The sequence below is a fragment of the Amazonocrinis nigriterrae CENA67 genome, assembly GCF_016056305.1.
GTDB lineage: Bacteria > Cyanobacteriota > Cyanobacteriia > Cyanobacteriales > Nostocaceae > Amazonocrinis > Amazonocrinis nigriterrae.
This window is the reverse complement of sequence record NZ_JAECZC010000050.1, coordinates 25,759-51,561: the sequence shown is the minus strand read 5'-3', so window position 1 is coordinate 51,561 and position 25,803 is coordinate 25,759. Positions and strand designations below refer to the sequence as shown.

Genomic DNA, 25,803 nt, shown 5'->3' with positions numbered 1-25,803 from the left:
ACTACCCCGCAAGGGGATTGAAACTTCTACATCTGAGCTTTTACAAGATTTTTGAGTTAGTTTCAACTTTCTACTACCCCGCAAGGGGATTGAAACGCAAAAAAACCTGATCAGTTTTATGAATTGTGTATGAGGTTTCAACTTTCTACTACCCCGCAAGGGGATTGAAACAATTATTAGAAGAATCCTCACAAGAAAAGAAAGGGGTTGTTTCAACTTTCTACTACCCCGCAAGGGGATTGAAACTTACAACAAGCCAAGGAAGTAAAAATTGTGGTCGCGTTTCAACTTACTACTACCCCACAAGGGGATTAAAACTACCAGGGAAAGATGGATTAAGCGCCTAAGAGTTGTGGCTTATTTCAACTTACTACTACACTTTATTTCCTCTCCCCGTTGACGGGGAGGGGATTAAGGGGTGGGGTGCAATCTTGCTATAACTCTGAACTCAACACTTAGGACTTTTTAATTTTTCCCATTGGGACGCTGAATAATCGTTTCTATCACCCGACGCTTGGCTTTCGGATCAATTCCTACCAAACGCACATACTCATTGCTATATTCAGCTAAACTCGATTCTAAACTTGAGATGGCATCTGACTCTCCATCGATGTGGCTGTTAACACAACTTTGCCAAGAACCTGTACGGAAACGACGCTCATCTACGTGTTCAATGCTGATTTTGTAACCTTGAGACAAAATTTGTCTAATTTGTTCTTGTGTCTCTAGGCTCAAATGGGTATTTGATGCTTTCTGTTTTGCAGAACCATTGCTTGACGGCTGAATACTAATTTCCTCAGCAGCAGATGGTGCAGATTGATAATTTCTACCTCGATTGAGTCGATTATATTCATCAACTAACTGTGAACTTTGTACCCGTTTTTGTTCACCCACCATGAATTTACCAGACTCAATTAAATGTGACAGACTGAAATCTGGTTTTTTAAAGGTTGGTGGCCCTTCTACGCTATTCACCACACGCAAGGAAATCCGCTCAAAACCGATTTCATGAATAAAATTACGGATTTGTTCGTCATAAATTCGGGAACGCAAAGCGCTAAAAAAGTCAATCGATTGATTGGCAAAAGTATCAACTAATTGTTCTACTTCCCGCTGTGAAAGTCCATCTTCAGCAAAAATTCCGCTAACAATTCCCACCTTATCATCGCGGTTGGGTTCCCAATAAAATTTCTCCATCCGACCATCCCGAATTAATGGTGCATAAAGGGTGGAAAAATCATTACCTGTGACAATAATTGGCACACGACGTAAAGGTGTGGAATCATAACTTCCAGGCAACTGCACATCTGTGGGATTATCAGCAATATTCATCAATGTGGCATTCACCAATTGGGTATTTACTGTATATTGAGTGCCTTCATCAAAGCGTCCTGCACCCGCATCTAAATCATTAATCATCAGCACGCACATTTTACCGCGCACTTTGATTAATTCTGCTGTTTCACGATAGCGCAGACGAATTAATCTTGCTGGATCTCCTGCATCTGGACTTTCCAATTCACCGCCAGATATCAAGGTGACTTCGATACCCATTTTCTCGAAGACTAATTCACATTGAAAAGTCTTGCCTTCACCTTTACGTCCATGAATCCCCAAAATCAAGGGTACTCGCACGCCAGGAAGATTCAAAAAGTTTTTGGTGATGTGGACGGCAAGTTTATCTAAAAAGCGAGGAGCAATATAGTAACTCATGAAATTATCTTTACTTAATACGGTCTAGAATAATGTTAAGTTTTTTTGGGTGCTATTTTTCATTAGCTTTTATAGCAAAGTGCTGAGTGCTGAGTGCTGAGTGCTGAGTGAAAACCTAGTTGTTCCAAGGCTAATAGCAATCAATCTTGTCCTAATACATCTGCCTACGGCTATAAATTAAAAATTTCTTGTTAGCTGCTGCACAAAATCTGCATGTTCTTGACTATGCAATCCTTGTTGTAATACGGCTAAAACTTGTGTCATTTCCCCTGTACGTAATGCCTGTATATCTAACCACAAACCAGGAAAAACGCGACTTTTGATCACTCCATCTGTACCAGGTTCTAATGAGACATATTCTTCGTTTTGCAAACTGAACCAATCAAGTTTATTTTCTAAGCTTTGCCAAACAATGTACTCTTTCACACCGTTGCGACGGTAGGCTCTTTTCTTATCATATAAGTCATTCGCTGCGCTGCTTGCTGCAACTTCTGCCACTAATTCTGGTGCGCCTTCAATGTAATCATCACTACTAATACGTGCTTGTCCACCTAAACGTTCATCGATTAAAAGTACTACATCAGGCTGTGGTTCGTTGTCTAAATCTAGCCGTACTGTAGAATTATCACCTAACTCAACTCCAGGAGTAGAAACTTTGTAAATCCATAACCAACCTATAAGATTTGCATGAGGTTTTCCATGACTGTTGAAACGCAAAGGTGAGGCCAGGTAAACAACTCCTTCTATTAATTCTGCCTTTTTAATATGTGGCATCGCCGTGTATCGACGCTCAAATTCGTGGCGTGAGAGTCTGTCACCACTTTCTAAGGGCGGAATTCTTGCACTTTTATCGAGGTTTTGTTCTATGGATGATGTCATTGGCAGATTCCTCAAAGGATTGTTGCTACATTTAGTATAAGCAATTCTTATCTAAACCAATTTAGCCAAGCGTCCCAATTTTCTACGATTCGAGCAAATTCTGTATAACCTCCTGCTCTGGGATGAGCGCCATCATTGGCTCTTGCTTCATCAATCCAGATATTTGATTTTTCTAATATGGGAAAAACATCTAAATAAGGTATATGCAATTCTTCACAAATTAAAGCAAACTGTTTTGATAAATCGGTAGTTCTCTTTTTTCTTTGGGGGTCTTCCTGTTCTGCATATGGTGCTGGCCCAATCATTAAAACAGGATATAACTGTTTAGCTTCACTTAAAATTTTGCGGGCATTTCTGATTGAATCTATAAAGTCTACACGAGTTTTACCATTTTCTACTGTGGTGTCATTTAGCCCAAAAGAAAATACTACTCTGCCAGGATGTTCTTTGGGTAGGCGAAGCAATACTTCTTGCAACCAACGCTTTTCTATATCGGTACTCGTGTTTCTTCTAATTCCCAAATTGTAATATGTAATATCGTAACCTTTTTTATTAGCGTTAGTACATATTCTGCCTGTCCAACCAAGGCATTCTGGATCGCCAGTACCGTTGACAAAAGAGTCGCCAACAAAACAAATTCTTACTTCTGGTAGATGTAGGAAGTTCATTATTTAATATCACGCAGAGGCGCAGAGACGCAGAGAGTTTTGATTTTTTGAACGACTAAGACACTAAGAAAAAGAAGAGAGGCAGAATTAACTACCTCTCTGATTGAAAGTGAATTTAAAAGGTGTCAGGTGAAGTATTTTTCAGCTTTGACCTTTTTAGTATCTGCTGGGTTTGTGAACGATAAAGCTGAGAACTTGGCACTGCTTGATGTTATCAAAACCTACAACGCGGATGTAGTTGTTGGAATATTGAGAACGGCAAGCTTGCACTTCGTTTAGTACTTCTTGAGTAGATTTAGCGCCAAACAAAGGCAGCTTCCACAATGTCCAGTAGTAATCTGTTGGCTCAGAGGTTTCGTTGAACTCGATTGCTGGAATATAACCTTGAGATAGGATGTACTGAATCTGCTTGGCAATTTGAGCGTCAGACAGAGCAGGCAGATAGGAAAGGGTTTCGTAACGACGCTCTTTTGGTAGAGTTTGCATGGCTGGTGATAATAGGTTGCTATGTTTTACTACTAGGTTGACCTAGTAAGTGGATAGTTATCCAAATCTTGGATCTCTTGTTTGTCTACTATTCGGTTTCAGGGCTGGGGTTGGAGAAATTGAGTTGTGTACTCCGTTCTAAGTGCTGGCGTCGTTGTTCCATGTTGGCTTGCTGAATGCCAGTACGAACCATTTCCGGTAAGAAATCAGTTACTTCCTCGGCTATATGTTCTCTGACAGTCATTATCCGCAATGCCAAATCTGGCTTTTCTTTGAACAGTGCTTTAATATATGCCTCTCCATCTTGAACTTTGCCAGATGAGAAGTTTTGCAGCCAAAGTGCCAACGGAGGATTCGTTTCGCCTAGCTGTGCCAAAACTGTCCTCAAAGCCTGATATGTCAGGTAACTTTGGAGAGTCTTGGCTGTATCCTTTGCAATTTGCTTAAGATTCATGCTTGACCCCAGCCAGATAAGAGTTATGAGTTATGAGTTATGAGTTATGAATTATTAAATGTAACTCCTAACTCTTAACTTCTAACTCCTAACTTGACATCAGACAGTATCAACTGACTCGAATTCAAACTTAATTTCTTTCCACAGTTCGCAAGCAGCAGCCAATTCAGGAGACCACTTAGCAGCTTCGCGGATAATATCGTTACCTTCACGAGCCAAGTTACGGCCTTCGTTACGAGCTTGAACACAAGCTTCCAAGGCGACGCGGTTAGCGGTAGCGCCAGGAGCGTTACCCCAAGGGTGACCGAGGGTACCACCACCGAATTGTAGTACGGAGTCATCACCAAAGATTTCAACTAGTGCGGGCATGTGCCAAATGTGGATACCACCAGAAGCAACTGCCATTACACCAGGCATGGAAGCCCAATCTTGGGTGAAGTAGATACCGCGAGATCTGTCTTGCTCAACGTAGTTTTCGCGCAATAGGTCAACGAAGCCCATTGTGATGGCGCGATCGCCTTCTAATTTACCAACAACAGTACCTGTGTGGATGTGGTCACCACCAGACATCCGTAGAGCTTTTGCCAATACACGGAAGTGGATACCGTGGTTCTTTTGACGGTCGATTACTGCGTGCATCGCGCGGTGGATGTGCAACAGGATACCGTTGTCACGACACCAGCGAGCCAATGTGGTGTTAGCGGTGAAACCTGCGGTCAGGTAGTCGTGCATGATGATGGGCATGTTGAGTTCTTTAGCGAACTCTGCCCGCTTCAGCATTTCTTCGCAGGTAGGAGCGGTAACGTTTAGGTAGTGACCTTTGATTTCGCCGGTTTCTGCTTGAGATTTGTGGATTGCTTCAGCTACGAACAAGAAGCGATCGCGCCATCTTTGGAATGGTGCGGAGTTGATGTTTTCGTCGTCTTTGGTGAAGTCCAAACCACCGCGCAAACATTCATACACAGCGCGACCGTAGTTCTTCGCTGATAGACCTAACTTGGGTTTGATGGTACAACCCAACAAAGGACGACCGTATTTGTTGATTTTGTCACGCTCAACTTGGATACCGTGTGGAGGGCCTTGGAAGGTCTTCAGGTAAGCTACAGGAATCCGCAAGTCTTCTAGACGCAGAGCTTTCAAAGCTTTGAAACCAAACACGTTACCTACGATGGAGGTAAACATGTTGGTTACGGAACCTTCTTCAAACAGATCCAGAGGATAAGCAATGTAAGCAATAAATTGGTTATCTTCACCAGGAACTGGTTCGATGTCGTAGCAACGACCTTTGTAGCGATCTAGGTCGGTAAGCAAGTCTGTCCATACGGTTGTCCAAGTACCAGTGGAAGACTCAGCCGCTACCGCAGCACCAGCTTCTTCAAAGGGAACTCCTGGCTGGGGTGTAACCCGGAATGCTGCCAGAATATCTGTATCTTTTGGTGTGTAATCGGGTGTGTAATAAGTTAGTCTGTAATCTTTAACCCCGGCTTGATACCCAGATTTTGACTGAGTCTTCGTTTGAGCGTAAGACATAAATTCCCTTCCAAGAAGTCATTCTTTTTACTTATCAAATCACGTTCTGTGCAATTTCCTCTCACATCCACCTTTTCCTGCCATCACCGACAGGAAAATCAGGAAAAATTTTTTGTTAGAGGTTGCCTTTGGCAGAGGGTAGCGATTTTTAGGCAGCGAACACTTAGTTACAAATGTTATCCCCACTTCTGGGTGCATGACCTAGCGCTTTTACTTTTCCCTCGTCCCATGAGTAAAAATTCTCTTTTCTCTGTTCCTTTTTACTCTGCTAAATCTTGTCAGTTATAACAAAAACTTTGCAACTTGCAGAAAGTATTTAATTTTTACCCTACACACCGGGTAATTAGGGAAATGGGCTTATTATCCCAAATTCCCGCCTCCTTACTTCTGTTGTCTTCCTTATTGACGGGAAGACTGGGAGAGAATTTGCTTGACGGAGATTCAACAGAGTGGTATGTGAAAGTTTCAGACAATTGCACACCGCGTAATTTGTAACTTGTCTCACAATATATCAAGAAATTGATAAGTTATTCTTTGAAAATTTTTAACTTATTTATTTAAATTTGTTATTACATAAAGATTTAAACATTTTGTTAAGAATTGTTTACAAAAGCATACTGTGGTTGTATTGGGGATTGGTAATTGGTAATTGGTAATTGGTAATTGGGAAACTCTTCCCCAGTCCCCAGTCCCCAGTCTCCATTGCCCCTAATCCCCACTCCCTCCGGTCGTGGGGGCCCCGAGTTCCCCAGTCCCTAATCCCCATTGCCCCTTATCCCCAGAGGGGGCCCCGAGTTCCCCAGTCCCCAAAAATCTTGTCGGTGACGTTTAAAAAATATTGAGCGGGGGAACACTGATGTTAATCGTTAGCCAGTTTTGGCAATGGTTATGGGTACTGTCTCTAAAGGAAATGTCACTGTGGTCTTGTTTCGTCAGCGTATTAGTTTATTGATGACTTCTGTGTTGCTGGGGTTGATTGCTGTGCCGAGTATAGGGCTTGTAGCAATGGCAAATCCAGCTATCGCACAAAAAAATGGTAGTGGTGTCCCGCCAAAAAAAACCCCCGATATTAAACCATCGGAGACTACGCCTGCTTATCCACCTTCCGCACCACCGCCACGAGTAGACCCTTTACCAGATGAACGGGGTCTGGAAGAGCGATCGCTTGAGGTCGATTACCGTGTTAGCAATTTACTGGGAGATTTTACAGGTAATCTGTGGGTGGGTTCTTGGCGGGGTTTATCACATATTGACCCCAACACGGGCAAAATTTTAGCTCGTGTAAACTTGCCAAATGTCGCTATTGGTGCATTAGCTCAAGATAAAGTCGGGCGCTTGTGGGTGGGAACTTATGAAGGACTGATGCGAGTTGACCCCCGCACTAATGAAATCACAGCACAAAATTTGTTTTTACCTTCTAAACGGGTGTTGTCACTGTTACTTGACAAACGGGGCTATTTGTGGACTGGAACCGATAACGGCTTAGCCTTAGTTAGTCCCGACCAAGGTTTAATTATGACAACATTAAAAAATTTACCTGGTGTGAGTGCTAATACCATGACTTTAGATGCTGAAGGTCATGTGTGGGTAGGTACTCTTGATGGACTAGTGCGGGTGAATAGCGCCAAAGGTACGATTATGCAACGTATCGCTGATTTACCAGGGGCGACAGTACAAGCCTTAACTATCAGTCCAGAAGGTTTGATTTGGGCGGGAATGCCGAATAATTTGCTAGTGATTAACCCCAAAACTGGTGCAGTGTTGAGGTCTGTGACTCGGTTGCGTGGGCGTAACGTCACAGCAGTGCGTTTTGCCAAAGATGGTAGTATCTGGGTTGGTACTAGCAATGGTTTGTTACGATTAAATCCAAATACAGGAGCTGTATTAGACAGTGAAGTTCCAGGACTTCCTTCCAGTAGGATTTTAACCATTGTGCCTGATGTCGGCAATAAATTGTGGATAGGCACTAGTGAAGGTCTGGCTTGGTTAATGCCCAAAATGACCAGTGCAAAACCCCATCTTGCTTTCAGTCGCGCTGTTAAGTGAAAGTTAAGAGTTAGGAGTTAGGAATTAGGAGTTAGGAGTTAGGAGTTAAGAGTTAGGAGTTAAAAGTTATCAACTAAATTCAACTCTCAAATATCTACAATCATAACTACCAACTCTATTCCTAACTTCTCACTCATAACTCCTAACTCCTCAGCACTCAGCACTCAGCACTAAAAAAATGGTAGTCACTACTCAGCAATTAATTCAATGGAAACAACAAGGGCGTTCAATTGTAGCGTTGACCGCCTGGGATTATGCGATCGCTCAACTTCTCGATGCTGCTGGTGTAGACTTGATCCTTGTGGGCGACTCGATGGCGGTGGTTTTAGGCTATGAAACAACGCTGCCTATTACTTTAGATGAAATGCTCTACCATGCTAAATCTGTGCGTCGTGGTGTGAAACGAGCTTTGGTTGTGGTAGATTTGCCATTTTTGACTTATCAAGAAAGTTTGCAACAAGCAATGCATTCTGCTGGGCGAGTCCTCAAAGAAACCGGCGCTCAAGCGGTAAAGTTAGAAGGTGGCTATCCAGCGATGGTAGAAACTATTGCTCGGTTAGTACAGGCGGGTATTCCAGTCATGGGTCATGTAGGTTTGACACCACAATCAGTACATCAAATTGGTTTGCGTCAACAAGGAAAGACCCAACAGACAGCAGACAGAATTTTAAACGAAGCGATCGCTCTCGAACAAGCGGGTGTATTTGCCATTGTGTTAGAGCATATCCCCGTTGATTTGGCAATGCAGATTTCACAAAAGTTAAGCATTCCCACCATTGGAATTGGTGCAGGGCCTCACTGCGATGGACAAGTTTTAGTTACCTCTGATGTTCTCGGACTTGCAGAGAAGCAACCACCCTTTGCCAAAGTTTATACAAATCTGCGCGAGACAATTAGCAAAGCCGTGCAGGATTATGCTATGGAAGTGCGGGAAAGGAAGTTTCCATAATTGGGGACTGGGGAATTGGGAATGGGGAATGGGGAACTCGGGGCCCCCTCTGGGGATAAGGGGCAATGGGGAATGGGAAGTAGCAAAGAACAAATGACAACTGACAACTGACCACTGACAAATGACAAAAGTGCTGAGTGCTGAGCTTTAATTATAGTAGGGTGCGTTATGGACTCTTGTCCTAACGCACCGCATAACAGTGATGGTGCAGCATTTGGCGACAACACACCCCACGAATACATTATGAAAAAAATACACCTAATAGGAGAAAAATGCCAGCCATTGTTAAACTACAACTCTCCTTAGAAACTTTAGCAGAAGCAATATCTTCCCTTGATTTAATAGAAAAACGTCAACTTCAAGAGCTAATAGAGCAACAAATTTTTGAAGCTGAAGAAGCATTGTATGAAGATGATGCACAAACACAGGCAGAAATTCAAGCAGTTCGCGCTGAATATAAAGATGGTGATTTCATGACTGTATTCGATCTACCTCTCCCCAACCCCTCTCCGACGCGGAGAGGGGCTTTAAGATCCTTAATCAAGAACAAAAAATTGGGGTTTTGAAGCCTCTCTCCTTGCAGGGGAGAGGAATGGAAGTGGGGTTTTTAAAATCCGTCGAACTCACGTTAAATCTCTGGCTGTGTTGACGCTGGCGCAATAACACATTCTATGAATGCTTAAGCTACTTTTAATGGCTTTCCTAAAGTTTGAGGTTCTGGCAAAGGTTGACCATCTTCTAATGATGATTCTATGAGCATTTCTAAAACTTCTTGAGCATTTTTGAGGGCTTCTTCGTAAGTATCTCCATGAGTACAAGGTTGCATTATATCGGTAAACTCAGGTAGCGACACTACATAACATTGGTCTTCTTCTGACCATTGAATAATTATTGTATATTTCATTCTTTTGGCTCCTCCCCTTCTTCTATTTTTTTTAATTCTGCAAGTGCTTCATTGACTTGTTTTTCTAAATAAGGTTTGGCATCGCTACCATCTTTACCAGCAATGATAATAGCTTTAGGCAATTACGGATGTATCCATTTACTGTGGCTACCCTTTGCAGGTTTAAATGTAAACCCTGCTTGCAACAACAAGCTTTTGAGTTCTCTGATTTTCTTGGGCATAGCCCTATACTAAGTTGCGTAAAAAAAATATCTAGACATGGGTAAATAATATCCCCCTCATCTCCCTCATCCTCTCCACTTTCGATACAACTCAGTATTACCAAACAATAACTTGAAGTTAAGCTACTTTCAAAGGCTTTCCTAAAGTTTGAGGTTCTGGCAAAGGTTGACCATCTTCTAAAGATGATTCTATGAGCATTTCTAAAACTTCTTGAGCATTTTTGAGGGCTTCTTCATAGGTATCTCCATGAGTATGACAAAATTCACCCCACTCAGGAAGACTGACAACAAAACATTCATCTTCATCAGACCATTGAATAATTATTGTGTAGTGAGAATTCATTCTTGTTCTTCCTCTTGTGCTTGTTTAATTTCTGCTAACTTTTGAAGTGCGTTATTAACGTCTTTCTCCACAGTCATTGCACCCCACCCCCAACCCCTCCCCGCACGCGGGGAGGGGAGACGAAGCGTAGCTTTGGCGGGGTGGGGTAAGCGCGGATATTAAGGGTAATCAAGCGGACGTGATATGACGAAGTTTTGTAGGGGAGCCAGTGCGTTGCGGTGAGGCAGTCGCAGTCTTGGCGGTTTCCGCCGATTGCGAACTGCCGAACCCGAAGGGAGGTTCCCTCCGTTGTAGCAACTGGCGTTGCGTTATGGACTCTTGTCCTAACGCACCGTCAGACATTTGCGGTGTTGACGCTTACAAATTACGAATTACGAATTACGAATTACGAATTACCCCACTGCTGCAACTGTTTTTGAGCATATTCCCGCACTTGTTCATCTGGGTCATTCTCGGCTTTGTCGCGCAACAGTGGTAAAGTTTGGGGATGTTGAGGAAATTGTTTGATAATGATTTCTATTGCAACGCACCGAGGGTTGTTTTCCCAACTTTTCCGACGTTGAAAGGGGTCGTTGACAGCACAATTGTAGTAAATTTCAAATAACTCATCTTGATATTTAAAGTATTTGGCTAAAGCTTGGATAGCTGCACCTCGCACATACTCACTTTCATCATCTAGGGCGCGACTTTGCAGGATAGTTTTGGTTTGAAAATCATCTTTATAATTGCTGGCTAAAGCTTGGATAGCTGCACCTCGCACATACTCACCTTCATCATCCTGGGCGCGAGTTTGCAGGATAATTTTGGTTTGGGGGTCATCTTTACAATTGCTGGCTAATGCTTCGATAGCTGTACGTCGCACATACTCACTTTCATTATCCAGGGCGCGAGTTTGCAGGAAAGTTTTGGTTTGGGGGTCATCCTTATAATTGCTGGCTAAAACTTGGATAGCTGCACCTCGCACATCCTCATCTTCATCATCTAGGGCGCGAGTTTGCAGGAAAGTTTTGGTTTGGGGGTCATCCTTATAATTCCTGGCTAATGCTTCGATAGCTGCATATCGCACATCATCGGAATTATCGACTGTGGCGAGATTTTGGAGAAAGGTTTTGGTATCCTGGTTAGTTGGGAAATTGCTGGCTAATGCTGCGATGGCTGCACCTCGCACATACCCAGAATTATCCATATTGGTGAGATTTTGGAGGAAGGTTTTGGTGTCATTGTCAGTTGGGAAATTGCTGGCTAATGCTGCGATAGCTACACCTTGCACATACTCAGAATTATCAGCAATAGCGCAGTTTTGAAGGAAGGTTTTGGTGTCATTGTCAGTTGAGAAATTGCTGGTTAATGCTTGGATGGCTGCATGTCGTACATTTTCATCTTCATCAGCAGCGGTGCGGTTTTGGAGGAAGATTTTGGTGTCCTGGTCAGTTGCGAAACTACAGGCTAATGCTTGGATGGCTGCACGTCGCACATACTCATATTTATCAGCAGTAGCGCAGTGTTGGAGAAAAATTTTGGTGTCTGGGTCTTGGGAAAAGTTGCTGGCTAAGGCTTGCATAGCTATACCTAACACATACTCATCTTCATCAGCAGTGGCGCAGTGTTGGAGAAAAATTTTGGTGTCTGGGTCTTGGGAAAAGTTGCTGGCTAAGGCTTGGACACCTGCACCTCGCACATACCAAACTTCATCAGCAGTGGCGCAGTGTTGCAGGATAGTTTTGGTTTGGGGGTGATCTTTCCAAATTGCGGCGACTGTTGCAACAGCTTGGGTATTAATTCCCCTAATTAAATCTCTTTCTTCATCGGAGTCATAGTAGTAAGGAAGGTCATATTGAATTAAATCTTGGACTTTCTTAAGCAAGCTATCCGCTTTTGACTTAATTACCAAAGGATTTCTGACTTCTGAAAAACACTGCGCTGCTAAAAAGAGATTAACAAACTTTACCGCTTCACCATCTTGCTTCATCAAATAATCCAGAATATCACCAACAAACTCTGCATCAATCATTCCCGCAATTAGCCGCAATACTTCATGCCAAGTTTCATCTTGCCAGTGTTTGCCAAAAACTTCTGTTTTTAGTTCTTCTAAAGTTAAACCCTTGTCAGTTCCTCGTTTGCCAAAACGCTGCACAAACTCCGAAGCGCAAAAAAATTCTAAAAATGTCCGATGCACAAAGGCATAATAATCTGCACCCATGAAACATAACATAAAGTTACGAATCCGCAGTTGTTCTCTCAACCTCCTGGCTTTAACTCTGGCATCAGTCAATGATATACTTTGCAAATAATTAAACAAAATTGTTTCTAAATCATCTGCATGAATAATGTTGCCAGCTAACCCTTTTTCACTGGTTTGCATTTTATAGGCAACTTGACGCAACATTGCTTGTTTATCTTTATAATCAATGCTTGTCAGTTGTTCGTCTGAGATTAAATTGCGTCCACCATCCCAATTAAGCAGCAATACCTCGGAAGCATCTTTATACAGTTCGCTTCTATCTCTGGGCAATTCTCGCTTGAGGTTGAGAATTGCCATTATTGTTAATAATAAAGGATTCCCTGCTAGTTCTGCGATCGCTCTCGATTCATCAATTACTCTTTGCAGTCGTTCCCGTTTAATTCTCTTATCTTCTTGCTCACTTGCAGTAAAGGTTTTATCATGCCATTTATCGAGAAATTCTTGAACTTGGCTTTTGTCTAAATCTTGCAAAATCAAGTGTCTAAATTCGGCATCTCTAAAACGTTCCGGCTTATAGCCAATAATCCGAGATGTGACAATCACCTGCACATTGGGATATTCATTAGTAAAGCGATGAATACAAGTAACTATTTCCTCTCGGTCATCGCCTGCAAATACTTCATCCAAACCATCAAATAATACTATAGCGTTACCAGCCTTTAGTTGTTCATGCAATTTATGCTGATTGAGGTGAAAGAAACAGCCAGGGCTATCATGATAAAATTCTAGAAAATTATTACACTTGCCGTTCTGGCGATCGCGCATATAAGTGCGTAGTTCAATCAACAAAGGAATCGGCAGCGAAAAATCATTGTTAGCCAGAGTTTTATCTACCCAATCTAATGCTAAATATTGCAACAATGTAGACTTGCCGGCACCAGGATCGCCTAAAATTACTAGATAATTCTTAGATCTTTTTTCTTGAATAACATCTAAGACTGAACGGATTTGTTGTTGGGAATAGCTGCGTTGATAGCGTTCTGATTCTTCTTGAATTCTTTCTATCTCAAATTCTGCATCTAATTGATTGCTTGCTTTCAGCCTGCGGAGATATTCTTTAGGCAATTCTGGTAAAACCTGATAAACTTGTCGCACATGTTGGGGAACAAAGATTTGCCATAAATTGATGGGATTTTCCCGTGATCTACTTTCTAAAGTATCTAACTTCAGACTGCCGTAGCGTTCGCGGATGGCTTCTTGATATTTAAATAAATCAAAATCTCGCGGAACTGGTGTATTATCTGCTATTTGTTGAAGATTATCTTTGATAGCTTCTATATTTTCTGAATCTAGAATAGACCGTAATTTATCCGATTCTCTGATAATGGCTTTAACTTTTTTCAGATATCGCTTACCAACTTGTTCCCAATTAAATTGATTATTGAGAATAGGTAAATTCAGTTCCCGCCAAATAGTTGTCAAGCTTTGATAGTCTAAAACTTGGCAATCTGCTTGAAAAGGACTTCCTAAAATTTCTTTAACAGATTTATTGCCAATAAATTGTTTTAGTGGTTTAATATATTGCTTAACTTCTGCTTCTTCCAAGTCCGCATCTTCTAATTCTTGCTGCATGAGTTGCAGAAATTCCTTGATTGCTTTACCAGCAGCAATATCAATATCTTCTTTTTTGAGTGCCGCTAAAATATTGTTAGGAATACCTTTTAATAAATCTTTAGCCCAGTCTTTAGCAGCGTCTTTGGCTAAGTCTTCCAATATCGGCTTAAAAGCAAATCCGACAGCTTGAGCAACTCCCCAAACCACTAACCATTCCATAATATACACGCTTGCTAAGTGCTTGATTATGAGTATATACACCAGCCTCAGCAAGCATTTCGGATATTACGATAATTTAATCTCTCTGTGTTCTCTGCGCCTCTGTGGTTTAATCATCTCATACCACAAAGGCACAGAGAGTAGCCTGAGTCCTAACGCACTGAGAAATGATATCATGTCCGCTTGATTACTTATTAAACTGTAAGAACCCCACCCCACCAAAGCTACGCTTTGTTTCCCCTCCCCGTGAACGGGGAGGGGTTGGGGAGCCAGTGCGTTGGGCGGCTTTGCCGACTTGAAGCATCTGGCGTGGTGGGGTGCAATGACTGTGGGAATCATAACTAATTAACCGGACTTGATATGAGTAATGGTGCGTTGCGCTTTACGACAACACACCCTACGCCTAAGCGATTTTAGCATTTTGATTTGCTGCTTGTTCTATATCATTTTTCTTACGGCTTGATCTAATTTTACTGATGCGATCGCTACTACGAATGCCACCCGCCATTTCATATTCAGGGCTATCTTTGCCGTACTTGATAGCAACCACCATTAGCATCTTTTCAGAAAGCTGACTCAATTTTTTTTCCATCTGTTCGATTTCAGTTTTAGAAGAGTCAACCACAGACAAAGCAGTATTATAAATATCAATTTTTTTACGTAACTGCTCGATAGAGTCTATCAGTTTATCCATATTACATTCATCATCAAATTTGATAGATGGAACAATCGATTTCATGCCAGCGGTTCTTAATTCAGCTTTTTCTAAAATGCGAGATGTGCGTTTTTGGCGAGGCATAAAATTACTCCTATAAAATGCTTACAGAGCTAGCTTGCCTCAATTAAACTGTATTCTGGTTCAGCAATACTCGCAGTTTTTTTTAATCAATTTTTTCAGCTACAGTAGTAATTTCTCGGAATTTTATGACTATAGCAGGGGACTGAGTGAAAAGTCCGGTAGGGTGCGTTATCACACCAGCGTCAGCACCGCCAGATTTACTAATGCAAAATATAAATTAACGAATACCGTTACCACAAGTCGTGGAACCATTACACTAAGTTGTGGAACCGTTACCACAAGTTGTGGAACCGTTACCGCAATTCGTGTAATCGTTACACTAAGTTGTGTAACCGTTACCGCAATTCGTGTAATCGTTACACTAAGTTGTGGAACCGTTACCACAAGTTGTGTAACCGTTACCGCAATTCGTGTAATCGTTACACTAAGTTGTGGAACCGTTACCACAAGTTGTGTAACCGTTACTGCATTGTGAATTGCGTTCTTGCAATTGCAAATTGGTATTAACTGACAACTAAATCCTAACTGCTTTCTCTGTGCATGTATACTGGGGTATCCAACCCTCAGTACTGATGAAATAGCGTACTGCTTTAACTCGTCGTGTTGGGGTTAGATAAAACCAGTGTTCGGTTCCCGCAGGTACGTTGATGTATTCTTCTGGTTGGACGGTGAGTTCTACTTGAGTGCGATCGCTACGTACAAAGCCAAAAATAGCTTCTCCATCAATAACATAGCGGACTTCATCATCTGCATGGGTGTGGATCTGGTCAAATTTTGCCAGCAATTGATCCAGGTTTGGAATCCCTGGATGGAGAACAATCAAATCGCGGGATTGATAGCCTGCTGTTTGTTGTAATTGCTCAAAATAGCTATCTAGGGCTTTTAGTATTTGTTCTTTTTCATCTTCGTCGAGGCTATCTTGTGCCAGCAACCGACGCAAATCAGGATTATCCCCCACAGGCCAGCGATTCAGTTGAATGTTAAGGGATGCCAATTCTTGAGCAATGTCCTCAATATCTGTTAGTATTGTTCCATTTTCTAGTTTAAGAATCGCCATAAATTAATTTCCCTAATGAAAAAATAACTAATTGCTGTTGTAGCAAAGGTAAATTTATCCGCTAGCTATTTTGCCAATGGTGATTATTTTAACGCATTAATATTTATTAAATTTGTTATCTTATAATTAATTTTTTATTAGCTAAATCAAGTAATTGTATAACTGATAACTTTTTCATAGTTAAATATAGCACTAATATCACAATTTGAAGATTGATATTGTCAGCTTCCTATCACTTAGCTGATTCATCAAAAGGAAAATTCATAAACAGATGAGTAAACGATTTAATCGACGTAATTTTTTGATTTACAGTTCTGCTACTCTCGGCAGCAGCCTTTTTCTCAAGGCTTGCGTGAATAATTCCCCAAGCGCTACAGAAAAACCAGCCACCTCTTCTAATGCATCTCCTGTGGCTGCGACTGATAGTAAGACCATAAAAGTAGGTATCTTACACTCTCTCAGCGGTACAATGTCTATTAGTGAAAAAAGCGTTGTAGATGCTGAAAAATTAGCAATCAAAGAAATTAATGCTGCTGGTGGTGTTTTAGGAAAACAAATTGAAGCAATTGTGGAAGATGGTGCTTCTAATTGGGATACTTTTAGAGAAAAAGCAACGAAGCTAATTGATCAAGATAAAGTTGCTGTAGTTTTTGGTTGTTGGACTTCTGCTAGCCGCAAGAATGTGAAGCCAGTATTTGAAAGTAAAGATCATATGCTCTGGTATCCAGTGCAATACGAAGGTCAAGAGTGTTCTAAAAATATTTTTTACACTGGTGCCGCCCCAAATCAACAAATTGAACCATCTGTTGATTGGTTGTTAAAAAATAAGGGCAAACAATTCTTCTTAGTTGGCTCTGACTACGTTTTTCCGCGTACTGCTAACACAATTATTAAAGCACAATTAACGGCACTTGGTGGGACAACAGTTGGTGAAGATTACTTACCGCTAGGCAATACAGAAGTTACACCAATCATCACGAAAATCAAGCAAGCTTTGCCCAACGGTGGAGTGATTTATAACACTTTAAATGGTGATAGCAATGTTGCCTTTTTCAAACAATTAAAAGGTGCGGGATTAACACCAGAAAAATATCCCTCTATGTCTGTAAGTATTGCTGAAGAAGAAGTCAAGGCAATTGGTGTAGAGTATCTTAAAGGTCACTATGCAGCTTGGAATTACTTCCAAACAGTAGACACACCTGCTAATAAAAAGTTTGTTGCAGCTTTCAAGAAAGAGTATGGTGAAAATCGGGTGACAAATGACCCAATGGAAGCAGCATACATTGCAGTTTATTTATGGAAACAAGCAGTAGAAAAAGCTGGTACTACTGACTTAGCTAAAGTGCGTGCAGCAGCATACGGTCAAACCATAGATGCGCCTGAAGGAAAAGTGACAATGGAAGCCAATCATCACATATCTAAAATTGTGCGGATTGGTCAAGTTAGGCAAGATGGTTTGTTTGATATTGTCTATGCTACACCCGCACCAGTTGATCCAGTTCCCTGGAATCAGTTTGTGAAAGAGACTAAGGGATTCGCTTGTGATTGGTCTGATCCAAATAAAGGCGGTAAGTACAAGAAAGCGTAAGTCAAGAGTCAGTGGTCAGTGGTGAGTCAGTGTGGTCTTGGGGGTTTCCCCCAAGACCGTACTGCCTCACAACTAACAACTAATAACTGACAACTGACAACTAACTATTAAAATTTAGGAGAAAAAGTGTTCACAGTTTTCTTAGAAGCTGTATTTAATGGTATTAGTATTGGCGCTGTATTATTAATTGCTGCGTTGGGACTTGCCATTATATTTGGATTGATGGGTGTCATCAATATGGCACATGGGGAATTGATGATGTTCGGTGCTTATACGACATTTGTTGTTCAAAATAGCTGTAAACAATTGGGTGGTGTATGGTTTGAAGTTTATATATTTTTGGCTTTGATTATTGCTTTTATTTTTACTGCTGTCGTGGGTTTAATTCTCGAAAGAGGTGTGATTCGTTATCTTTATGGACGACCTCTAGAAACTCTACTGGCAACTTGGGGAGTCAGTTTGATTTTTCAGCAGTTTGTTCGCAGCGTAAATTTAGTTTTGGTAATTGGTATAGGACTATTTTCTATATTATTTTTTGGAGGTTTGTGGATTTTAAATTCGCGTACAAATTTGGCAAGGATTCGTAACTGGGTTGTGGCGGTGTTGTTATTGTTGTCGCTGGGGGTGACAATCACGACGTGCAACTTATTGAGTCAAACTTATCAGCTGACAGTGACTCAACCTTGGTTTGGCGCTCAAAATGTGGATGTAACAGCGCCTACTTGGTTACAAGATGGCATATCTTTAGCTGGTGTGCAATTACCGTTTGCTAGGTTATTTATTATCGGTTTAACGATAATTTCTGTGACCGGAATTTATCTATTTTTGCAAGGTTCTAAATGGGGTTTAAGAATTAGATCTGTTACACAAAACCGCAGTATGAGTGCTTGTTTAGGTATCCCGACTGAAAAAGTCGATGCTATAACTTTTGCACTGGGTTCAGGATTAGCTGGTGTGGCTGGATGTGCTATTAGTTTACTAGGTTCTGTAGGGCCAAATACTGGACAAAATTATATTATTGATACTTTTATGGTGGTTGTTGTGGGTGGTGTGGGTAATTTAGCTGGTTCTATTGTGGCAGCTTTGGCAATTGGTACGGCTAATTTCTTAATTGGTTCTAGTACTTTGGCTTCGTTGTTAACTCCTGTTAAACCTTTGGCTGATTTCTTTGCGTTTTTTGCAACGACGAGTATGGCTAAGGTGATGGTATTTGCGCTGATTATTGTATTTTTACAGTGGAAGCCTAGGGGTATTTTTCCACAAAAAGGACGTAGTGTTGATGTTTAAAACGAACCGCCAAGACGCCAAGGACGCCAAGATGAAAAAGAAGGGAGGAAGGTTAATTGAGGTCGGGGTGGTGGTCGCGATCGCACTCGTCCTCATATTAATTATGCCAGTGATGTTGACGGAGTTTCGTCTGAATTTGTTGGGCAGGTTTTTATCGCTGGCTATTGTGGCTTTGGGTATTGATTTGATTTGGGGTTATACTGGGTTACTGAGTTTGGGTCATGGGATTTTTTTTGGTTTGGGTGGATATGCGATCGCTATGTACCTGAAACTGCAAGTTCCATCTGGTGAGTTACCTGATTTTATGGGACTTTATGGGGTAACGGAACTTCCCTGGTTTTGGCAACCTTTTTATTTTTTTCCGGTGGCTGTAGCTGCTGTGGTGATTATCCCAGGTTTATTAGCGGGATTGTTGGGGTATTTAGTCTTTCGTAATCGCATCAAAGGTGTTTATTTTTCGATTTTGACTCAAGCCGCAATTATTGTATTTTTCAATTTCTTTAATGGTCAACAACAACTTTTTAATGGCACCAATGGTTTAATAGATTTTACAACTTTGTTTGGGGCAACGGTGAGTGATGCCAAAACACAATTTGTTTTTTATGTTTTGACGGTGGTGTTCCTTGCAGTTACCTATGGAGTTTGTCGTTGGTTGACTAGTGGACGTTTTGGTAGATTGTTGATAGCCATTCGTGATGATGAAAATCGAGTGCGATTTTCTGGCTATGATCCTACAGATTTTAAAGTATTGGTGTTTGCAGTTTCCGGTGCGATCGCTGGCATAGCAGGAGCATTTTACACCCTCCAAAGTGGTTCTGTATCACCCAGAGCAATGGATATTGCTTTTTCTATTGAAATGGTGATTTGGGTAGCGGTGGGAGGACGCGCTACTTTAATTGGGGCTATTGTGGGAACTTTATTAGTTAATTATGCCCGTGCTTTTTTAAGTGAACAATTTGCCGAAATTTGGTTATTTTTCCAAGGGGCACTATTTTTAATAGTTGTGACAGTGCTTCCTGATGGCATAGTAGGATGGTTGCGTAATCAAGACTTTCCTCTTTTCAAACGTCGTCAAGAAATTGCTACATATCCTGCTTTAGAAGAAGACGCCCAAGTGCAACATGAACGTGAAAATATTAGAAACTGAAAACGTAACTGTAAGCTTTGATGGTTTTAAAGCTCTCAACCAGCTAAACTTTAGCATGGATGTTGGTGAATTGCGGGTAGTCATTGGCCCCAATGGTGCGGGGAAGACAACATTTCTAGATGTGATTACCGGAAAAGTACAACCAACAGTAGGGCGAGTTTTATTTAAAGGAAAAAATCTGCGTTCTTTACCCGAACATCAAATTGCCAGATTGGGAATTGGACGGAAATTTCAAACACCCAGAGTCTACTTGAACTTAACACCGCGTGAAAATTTAGAAATTACCAGCAACCGCAATAAAAATGTCTTTTCTACCTTGTTTGGTCGTCCTCATGCTGCTGAAAAGAATAGTATTAAAGGATTATTAGAAACAATTGGTTTAACTGCTAAAGCAGATATCAAAGCTGGGTTACTTTCTCACGGAGAAAAACAACGTTTAGAAATTGGCATGTTAGTAGCACAGTCCCCTAATTTATTACTCGTTGATGAACCAGTTGCAGGTTTAACAGATGAAGAAACTTATAATATCGGCGAATTACTTTTAGCGCTAGCGCAAATTCATTCAATTTTAGTCATTGAACATGATATGGAATTTGTGCGTCAAATTGCTCGGAAAGTAACAGTATTACATGAAGGTTCGGTGTTGTGTGAAGGCAATTTTGAGGAAGTGCAAAATGACTCTCGTGTGATTGAAGTATATCTAGGACAACAGCAAGAATGAAAAACTTCACCTTGGGCATAGGGCATGGTATTGTGACTGGTGCTAAGCCACAACCAGAAGCAAAACCAGAACAAACACTTCAACAGCTACTTAATTATGCAGGTGCAATTAGCTTGGGTTATCCCACAGGTATAGACAATGAAAGTATTGATGCTGACTTGGCAAAAGCTTACGCCAATGACTTCTAAGCAGTTGAATAATCCATCTCATAAAAAACTATAAAAACTCAATTCTTCCTCTCTGCGCTTTTGCGCCTCTGCGTGAACTAATGCTAAAAATCTCTAACCTCAACGTCTACTATGGCGAAAGCCACATTCTCCGCAATGTAGATTTAAGCGTACCATCCGGACAAATGGTCTGCTTAATTGGACGTAATGGTGTAGGAAAAACCACCCTACTCAAAACCATCATGGGATTACTCAAACCCCGCAGCGGTACAATTAACTTAGATGAACAATTAATCAACTCCAAATCTCCAGATCAAAGAGCAAAATTAGGAATTGGTTATGTTCCCCAAGGACGAGAAATTATCCCCCGTTTAACAGTCAAAGAAAATTTGCTGCTGGGGTTAGAAGCCAGACGCAAACCAGTAAAAAAAGCAGAAATTCCCGAAGAAATTTTTAGCTTATTTCCTGTGCTAAAAACCATGCTTTCGCGGATGGGTGGTGATTTGAGTGGGGGACAGCAGCAACAATTAGCGATCGCTCGTGCTTTAATGGGACAACCCCAATTACTCGTATTGGATGAACCCACCGAAGGTATTCAACCCTCCATCATCCTGGAAATTGAAGCAGCAGTCCGTCGTATCGTTGAAACCACAGGCATTTCTGTATTATTAGTAGAGCAACACTTACATTTTGTCCGGCAAGCCGATTACTACTACGCTATGCAAAAAGGCGGTATTGTCGCCTCTGGTTCAACTGACGAACTTAGCCAAGATGTGATTCAAAGGTTTTTGGCTGTTTAATTTTTGACATCAATTAAAAGAGAACAAAAATCATCGGTTTGACTCAAACAAATAAAGCTTGAAAATGAGGACTTATTAATATTGATATGACAAAGTGCGATCGCCTCCCCCGACAACTGCTAGAATTTGACACAGGCAGCGCGATCGCCACAAATTACCCCATCCACTCCACCCAATTGGGCAGAGTAGTTGTACCTAAACGCAGTTAATTAACTATGTTTGCACTAGCTCGTTTTCGCTGATACACAAGTAAGCCAGCACTAACAGCAGCTAATGTGCCAAGTATTGAATCTGATTCGGGTACTGCTACAATTTTGCCCGAACCGCTAATTGTGTTAGTAAAAGTACCAAAGTCATTTACTCGCCGACCAGTTGTGACTAAAAAGTAATTTCGTTGAGCAGTTAGTTGTCGGCTGAATGCCGGGCTACCGTTATTAGGAGTAGTATTTGCAATGAGGACATTGGTCAATTGCTTAGTGGGATTGAAACTGTCTTGATATAAAACTAAAAAATTATCCCAGGCTCCATCATTTGCTGATGTCGCTCCAGGTACACTACTGCTAAATGTATACAAACCTGATTCTTCAACCACAAACTGAAAAACGCTGTAAGGTACGATCATACCCATTGTTCCGTCTCTTTCACCACTTACTAGAACAGGGGGATCGCCTGGTGCAGTACGTCGCCAAGTCGGCTGATTTGTAGTATCACCTTGATAAGTCAAGACAGCAGCCTTAGCAGAAGTTGCGGTACATAATGTAACCAATCCTAATCCTAGAGCAATAAACTTTGTGACAAATGTTGCTTTCAAAATCAAATTTTATCCTGTATATAAATTGGTGTAGTAAGAAAACTCTTTAGTAAGGTTCGGACTGTAACAGTTGAATTTTTATAACTGTCGTAGGTTCAGAATTTAAGCTTCTAAATAGTAATGCACTCTACTGCAATACTTGGCGAGTTCTACGCAGCTTCAAAAGTATGAGTAAAGATACACCAACTGAAAGACCTCCTGAAATTGATGGTTCTGGTACTTTTTTAATTACTAGTGAAAGATTATTCATTAGAGTATACTTTGTTACTAACAAGTTTTTTTGGTTTCTAGTATCCTACCAACTAAGTTGGACAAAATCAATTCAACTAGGTAATCAAACGCTGACTTTATCAAAACTTTATACTTAAAGTTTTCTTGGTCTGGATGAAGATACAACATACAGCAGAAATTAAGAGTGAAAATTCAAAATTTATAAATACACAATGCCCTTCAATAATCTATTTGGGACGGTTAGCAGACATGATTGCTATGAGAAAAATGCTGATATAATTAAGTTTGAAAAGTTCACAGCTTTGGCTCTGGTTCCCAACTTTTTAGTAGAACGTTTATTTCAGGTAGAATCACCACCTTTAATGGTTAATAGTATTTGCGATCGCCCCACAATGCCCAGGCTTATATTTATCTGTTGCGGACTACAACCGCCATCATTTTGTTCGGGATGAGGCGTTTGAGCAGTCTTGGGAACACATTGATGGTGAAGCAAGGCAGGCATTTATTGAGTATTTGGAACGCTCTTGTATTTCTGAGTTTTCTGGTTTCTTGCTCTTCAAGGAATTATCCCGCAAGTTGAAAAACCGCAGTCCACTGCTAGCCGAGATATTTCAACTGATGGCGCGTGATGAAGCCCGCCACGCCGGATTTCTCAACAAAGCAATGGGCGATTTTAAACTCTCCCTAGATTTAGCCACTGTTACTAAAACCCGTACTTATACGTTTTTCCCAATAGAGTGGGTAATCTATACTGTCTACCTATCAGAAAAAATTGGTTATTGGCGGTACATTATTATCTATCGCCATCTAGAAAAGCATCCAGAAAACCAGTTTTACCCCATCTTTCGCTACTTTGAGAGTTGGTGTCAGGACGAAAACCGCCACGGGGATATATTTAAAGTACTTTTACGTTCTCAACCTCAACTTTGGAATAACTGGAAAGCAAGATTATGGAGTCGCTTTTTCCTATTATCAGTATTTGCTACCCACACCATGACAGTTCACGAACGGGCTGGTTTTTATCACTCACTAGGGCTGAATGCAACAGAATTTGATCGGCAAGTTGTATACGAAACTAACGAAACTGCGGGTCGTGCTTTTCCGGTGAAGCTAAATACTGAACATCCCCAGTTTTTCCCACGTCTGCATCGCTGTTCAGATTACAACATGAAACTGTTGAAGATTGACCGTAGTTCTGGGCCAATAGTTGTGAAGCTTGTCCGCAAATTACCTTGGATTACGGCAATTGTCTGGAATCTGTTGCTACTCTATCTCATCAAACCAATTGATACTGAAGCATTGCGGGGAACAGTTCGTTAGCTGGTGCGATCGCATTTTGTGGTGTTTTCTTGTTGAGGGTAGGGGATATTTTTGTTCAAAAAATTGCTGTTTTGCTGCCAAAAGCTTTTAGGCTTTCAGCCTGCTGTTGTACACGCTCACTAATGCGATCGCAGGCTAACTCACAAAGCTCAAAAATCATGGGATCGGCAATCTCATAATAAGCACTTGTGCCTTTGGGCTGACGAGATAAAACCCCCGCCTGAGTTAATACTTTCAGATGCTTAGATAGATTTGCCTGCCCTAAGCCAGTAGCCTCGGCAATTTCCATTACATTCATTGGGCCTGACTTGAGACAGGCCAAAATTTGTAATCTACTCACCTCTGATAAAACCTTAAAGTAGTCAGCAACTGCTACAAGAACAGTTGCATCGGTCTTGGATGGCTTAGCTTTGGGCATAGGGAGATTTAATAGTCAGGACAATCTTGCTTGATAACTAATTAGTAGTATAACTAATTGTTAATTAGCGATCGCCCATCTTTAATCATGAACCGTGCCATCGGGCATGATCGCGCCCTGGAAATCAACGTCAGTGAGAATGGCTCCGGTTAAGTCTGCTCCTTGCAGATTAGCCTTTCGCAAAATAGCACTATTTAGATCTGCATAGCTCAAATCTGCTCTTTGCAGATTAGCTTGACTAAGATCCGTTGCCAAATCTCCCCATTGGATTGTCCGACTCAGATTTGCCCGACACAGCTTTGCTCCATCTAACTTAGCATGGTGCAGTGAAGCGGCTCGCAAGTCAGCGTAACTCAAGTCTGCCTCAGTTAAAACCGCATATCCCAGGTCTGTGCGTTGATTGGAACTAGGACGCAAGTCTGCTTGAATTAGTAGAGAACCAGAGAGCTTTGCACCATTCAAATTAGCACCACATAAACTAGCTTTGATTAAATTAGCTTTGTCTAGGCGGGTCTGAACCAGCTTTGCACCAGTTAAATCAGCCTCACGCAGAATGGCGCAATACAAATCTGCTTCACTTAAGTCTATTCCCCAGAGGATCGCTTCACTCAGGTTGGCCTCCCGCAGACATGCTTGGTTGAAGTTGGTTTTACCCAGCCTCGTCTGACGTAAATCGGCATTGCTAAAATCTGCGCCTTTGAGGTTGGCATTGGTCAATTCTGCTTCTTGCAGATTTACTCGCTGAAAGCTTCTTTCTCCAGCAGCATAGCGTTTGAGAATTTTATCCACGTCCATAATTTACGACCTTTAATTTACCTGGAGCGCGTTCTTCCCCTAGACAACGACCTTTGACAGCATTGGCTTGTGAGGTTGGGTTAACTCTGCCATCAGTTCTGTGACAGACATGATTCTTTCACTCTAACCGATAACAGGGGACTGGGGACTGGGGACTGGGGACTGAGGAATTTAAAAACCCCCAGCTTGGAGAAGTGGGGGTTTAGCATCAGGAATTAGTGAAAAGCGATCGCGATCGCTCTAGTCAACTCCCGAAACAGCATATTAGCAACCTTAGAGCTGAGCTTGGACTGCAAATGTTTACCGTTGAGTAATTGTTTGCCAGAAGCATCAACATTTTTCTTAAGTTCGGCTTTATACTCAGCAATCTCAAGGCCAATATTATTGTCAGGCAAGCGGTCAACTTCAATTTTAGTTATGACATGTTGCCAAAAGTTCATTCTGCAAAGTGCTG

General features: G+C 41.4%; 25 protein-coding genes, 3 pseudogenes and 1 CRISPR repeat array (1 of these 29 only partly in view). Of the genes and pseudogenes, 11 read left to right on the top strand and 17 right to left on the bottom strand.

Annotated features, from left to right (window positions below; translation table 11 throughout):
- Positions 1-318: a CRISPR direct-repeat array (repeat unit 37 nt; unit sequence GTTTCAACTTTCTACTACCCCGCAAGGGGATTGAAAC) (it extends 879 nt beyond the left edge of the window).
- A 147-nt stretch (positions 319-465) separates the two neighbouring features.
- From I8748_RS21420 to I8748_RS21395, 6 genes are all read right to left on the bottom strand, one after another.
- Entirely contained in the window at positions 466-1,713 is a 1,248-nt protein-coding gene (locus tag I8748_RS21420; protein ID WP_198126567.1) for a ribulose bisphosphate carboxylase small subunit, read from the bottom strand.
- Positions 1,714-1,890: 177 nt separating this feature from the next.
- Positions 1,891-2,592, bottom strand: a complete 702-nt coding sequence (locus I8748_RS21415; protein WP_198126566.1) for a Uma2 family endonuclease — start codon at positions 2,590-2,592, stop codon at positions 1,891-1,893.
- Between the two features lie 47 nt (positions 2,593-2,639).
- Positions 2,640-3,260 carry a GDSL-type esterase/lipase family protein gene (locus I8748_RS21410; protein WP_198126565.1) on the bottom strand — a complete coding sequence of 207 codons (621 nt, stop codon included), beginning with the start codon at positions 3,258-3,260 and terminating at the stop codon, positions 2,640-2,642.
- Between the two features lie 156 nt (positions 3,261-3,416).
- Positions 3,417-3,746: a ribulose bisphosphate carboxylase small subunit gene (locus I8748_RS21405; protein ID WP_096551046.1), complete on the bottom strand. Its 330-nt coding sequence runs from the start codon at positions 3,744-3,746 to the stop codon at positions 3,417-3,419.
- A gap of 88 nt (positions 3,747-3,834) precedes the next feature.
- A complete protein-coding gene (rcbX, locus tag I8748_RS21400) occupies positions 3,835-4,200 on the bottom strand; it encodes a RuBisCO chaperone RbcX (protein WP_198126564.1) in 366 nt (121 codons plus the stop codon).
- Positions 4,201-4,299: 99 nt separating this feature from the next.
- On the bottom strand, positions 4,300-5,730 hold the full coding sequence (locus I8748_RS21395; RefSeq protein ID WP_096551042.1) for a form I ribulose bisphosphate carboxylase large subunit: 1,431 nt from the start codon (positions 5,728-5,730) through the stop codon (positions 4,300-4,302).
- Positions 5,731-6,612: 882 nt separating this feature from the next.
- Here I8748_RS21395 and I8748_RS21390 point away from each other — a divergent pair.
- The 3 genes from I8748_RS21390 to I8748_RS21380 all read left to right on the top strand — a co-directional run bounded on the left by I8748_RS21390 (position 6,613) and on the right by I8748_RS21380 (position 9,291).
- Positions 6,613-7,776: a ligand-binding sensor domain-containing protein gene (locus I8748_RS21390; RefSeq protein ID WP_198126563.1), complete on the top strand. Its 1,164-nt coding sequence runs from the start codon at positions 6,613-6,615 to the stop codon at positions 7,774-7,776.
- 178 nt (positions 7,777-7,954) lie between these two features.
- Positions 7,955-8,725, top strand: coding sequence for a 3-methyl-2-oxobutanoate hydroxymethyltransferase (gene panB / locus I8748_RS21385; protein WP_198126562.1), 771 nt, complete (start codon positions 7,955-7,957; stop codon positions 8,723-8,725).
- Between the two features lie 272 nt (positions 8,726-8,997).
- A complete protein-coding gene (locus tag I8748_RS21380; protein WP_225896500.1) occupies positions 8,998-9,291 on the top strand; it encodes a hypothetical protein in 294 nt (97 codons plus the stop codon).
- Positions 9,292-9,404: 113 nt separating this feature from the next.
- On the opposite strand, the gene I8748_RS21375 is transcribed toward I8748_RS21380, so the two are convergent.
- The 6 genes and pseudogenes from I8748_RS21375 to I8748_RS21350 form a co-directional block, all read right to left on the bottom strand.
- Positions 9,405-9,629: a type II toxin-antitoxin system HicB family antitoxin gene (locus I8748_RS21375; RefSeq protein WP_198126561.1), complete on the bottom strand. Its 225-nt coding sequence runs from the start codon at positions 9,627-9,629 to the stop codon at positions 9,405-9,407.
- Positions 9,626-9,850: pseudogene (locus I8748_RS21370) on the bottom strand (type II toxin-antitoxin system HicA family toxin). The gene I8748_RS21375 and the pseudogene I8748_RS21370 overlap by 4 nt, the downstream one beginning before the upstream one ends.
- 118 nt (positions 9,851-9,968) lie before the next feature.
- A complete protein-coding gene (locus I8748_RS21365; RefSeq protein WP_198126560.1) occupies positions 9,969-10,193 on the bottom strand; it encodes a type II toxin-antitoxin system HicB family antitoxin in 225 nt (74 codons plus the stop codon).
- Positions 10,194-10,578: 385 nt separating this feature from the next.
- Positions 10,579-14,208: a HEAT repeat domain-containing protein gene (locus I8748_RS21360; RefSeq protein WP_198126559.1), complete on the bottom strand. Its 3,630-nt coding sequence runs from the start codon at positions 14,206-14,208 to the stop codon at positions 10,579-10,581.
- 403 nt (positions 14,209-14,611) lie between these two features.
- Entirely contained in the window at positions 14,612-15,007 is a 396-nt protein-coding gene (locus I8748_RS21355; RefSeq protein WP_198126558.1) for a hypothetical protein, read from the bottom strand.
- Positions 15,008-15,521: 514 nt separating this feature from the next.
- The gene (locus I8748_RS21350) at positions 15,522-16,064 is read right to left on the bottom strand and encodes a 1,2-dihydroxy-3-keto-5-methylthiopentene dioxygenase (protein ID WP_198126557.1); all 543 of its coding nucleotides are present in this window, start codon (positions 16,062-16,064) and stop codon (positions 15,522-15,524) included.
- A gap of 271 nt (positions 16,065-16,335) precedes the next feature.
- Here I8748_RS21350 and urtA point away from each other — a divergent pair, with 271 nt between their 5' ends.
- The 7 genes from urtA (at position 16,336) to I8748_RS35795 (ending at position 21,983) form a co-directional block, all read left to right on the top strand.
- Positions 16,336-17,652 (top strand): urea ABC transporter substrate-binding protein, encoded by a 1,317-nt coding sequence (urtA, locus tag I8748_RS21345; RefSeq protein WP_198126556.1) that lies wholly within the window; start codon positions 16,336-16,338, stop codon positions 17,650-17,652.
- A gap of 126 nt (positions 17,653-17,778) precedes the next feature.
- Positions 17,779-18,939 carry an ABC transporter permease subunit gene (locus I8748_RS21340; protein ID WP_198126555.1) on the top strand — a complete coding sequence of 387 codons (1,161 nt, stop codon included), beginning with the start codon at positions 17,779-17,781 and terminating at the stop codon, positions 18,937-18,939.
- 31 nt (positions 18,940-18,970) lie between these two features.
- Positions 18,971-20,086, top strand: coding sequence for an urea ABC transporter permease subunit UrtC (gene urtC / locus I8748_RS21335; protein WP_198126583.1), 1,116 nt, complete (start codon positions 18,971-18,973; stop codon positions 20,084-20,086).
- Positions 20,061-20,807, top strand: a complete 747-nt coding sequence (gene urtD, locus I8748_RS21330) for an urea ABC transporter ATP-binding protein UrtD (RefSeq protein WP_198126554.1) — start codon at positions 20,061-20,063, stop codon at positions 20,805-20,807. Before urtC ends, urtD begins: the two co-directional genes overlap by 26 nt.
- Positions 20,804-20,995: a hypothetical protein gene (locus tag I8748_RS21325; RefSeq protein ID WP_198126553.1), complete on the top strand. Its 192-nt coding sequence runs from the start codon at positions 20,804-20,806 to the stop codon at positions 20,993-20,995. The genes urtD and I8748_RS21325 overlap by 4 nt, the downstream gene beginning before the upstream one ends.
- 80 nt (positions 20,996-21,075) lie before the next feature.
- Positions 21,076-21,774, top strand: coding sequence for an urea ABC transporter ATP-binding subunit UrtE (gene urtE, locus I8748_RS21320; RefSeq protein WP_198126552.1), 699 nt, complete (start codon positions 21,076-21,078; stop codon positions 21,772-21,774).
- A gap of 86 nt (positions 21,775-21,860) precedes the next feature.
- Positions 21,861-21,983, top strand: a complete 123-nt coding sequence (locus I8748_RS35795) for a hypothetical protein (protein WP_263976278.1) — start codon at positions 21,861-21,863, stop codon at positions 21,981-21,983.
- Here the strand turns inward: I8748_RS35795 and I8748_RS21315 are convergent.
- Entirely contained in the window at positions 21,980-22,585 is a 606-nt protein-coding gene (locus I8748_RS21315) for a PEP-CTERM sorting domain-containing protein (RefSeq protein ID WP_225896499.1), read from the bottom strand. The genes I8748_RS35795 and I8748_RS21315 overlap by 4 nt on opposite strands.
- Positions 22,586-22,712: 127 nt before the next feature.
- Complete coding sequence (locus I8748_RS21310) at positions 22,713-22,835, bottom strand: PEP-CTERM sorting domain-containing protein (RefSeq protein ID WP_198126551.1); 123 nt, start codon at positions 22,833-22,835, stop codon at positions 22,713-22,715.
- Between the two features lie 398 nt (positions 22,836-23,233).
- Here I8748_RS21310 and acsF point away from each other — a divergent pair.
- Positions 23,234-24,136 (top strand): annotated as a pseudogene (gene acsF / locus I8748_RS21305) (magnesium-protoporphyrin IX monomethyl ester (oxidative) cyclase); the annotation flags it as partial.
- Positions 24,137-24,191: 55 nt separating this feature from the next.
- Here the strand turns inward: acsF and I8748_RS21300 are convergent.
- The 3 genes and pseudogenes from I8748_RS21300 to I8748_RS21290 form a co-directional block, all read right to left on the bottom strand.
- A complete protein-coding gene (locus tag I8748_RS21300; RefSeq protein ID WP_198126550.1) occupies positions 24,192-24,554 on the bottom strand; it encodes an ArsR/SmtB family transcription factor in 363 nt (120 codons plus the stop codon).
- Between the two features lie 81 nt (positions 24,555-24,635).
- On the bottom strand, positions 24,636-25,349 hold the full coding sequence (hetL, locus tag I8748_RS21295) for a heterocyst differentiation pentapeptide repeat protein HetL (RefSeq protein WP_198126549.1): 714 nt from the start codon (positions 25,347-25,349) through the stop codon (positions 24,636-24,638).
- Positions 25,350-25,564: 215 nt separating this feature from the next.
- A pseudogene (locus I8748_RS21290) lies at positions 25,565-25,803 on the bottom strand (IS110 family transposase); the annotation flags it as partial.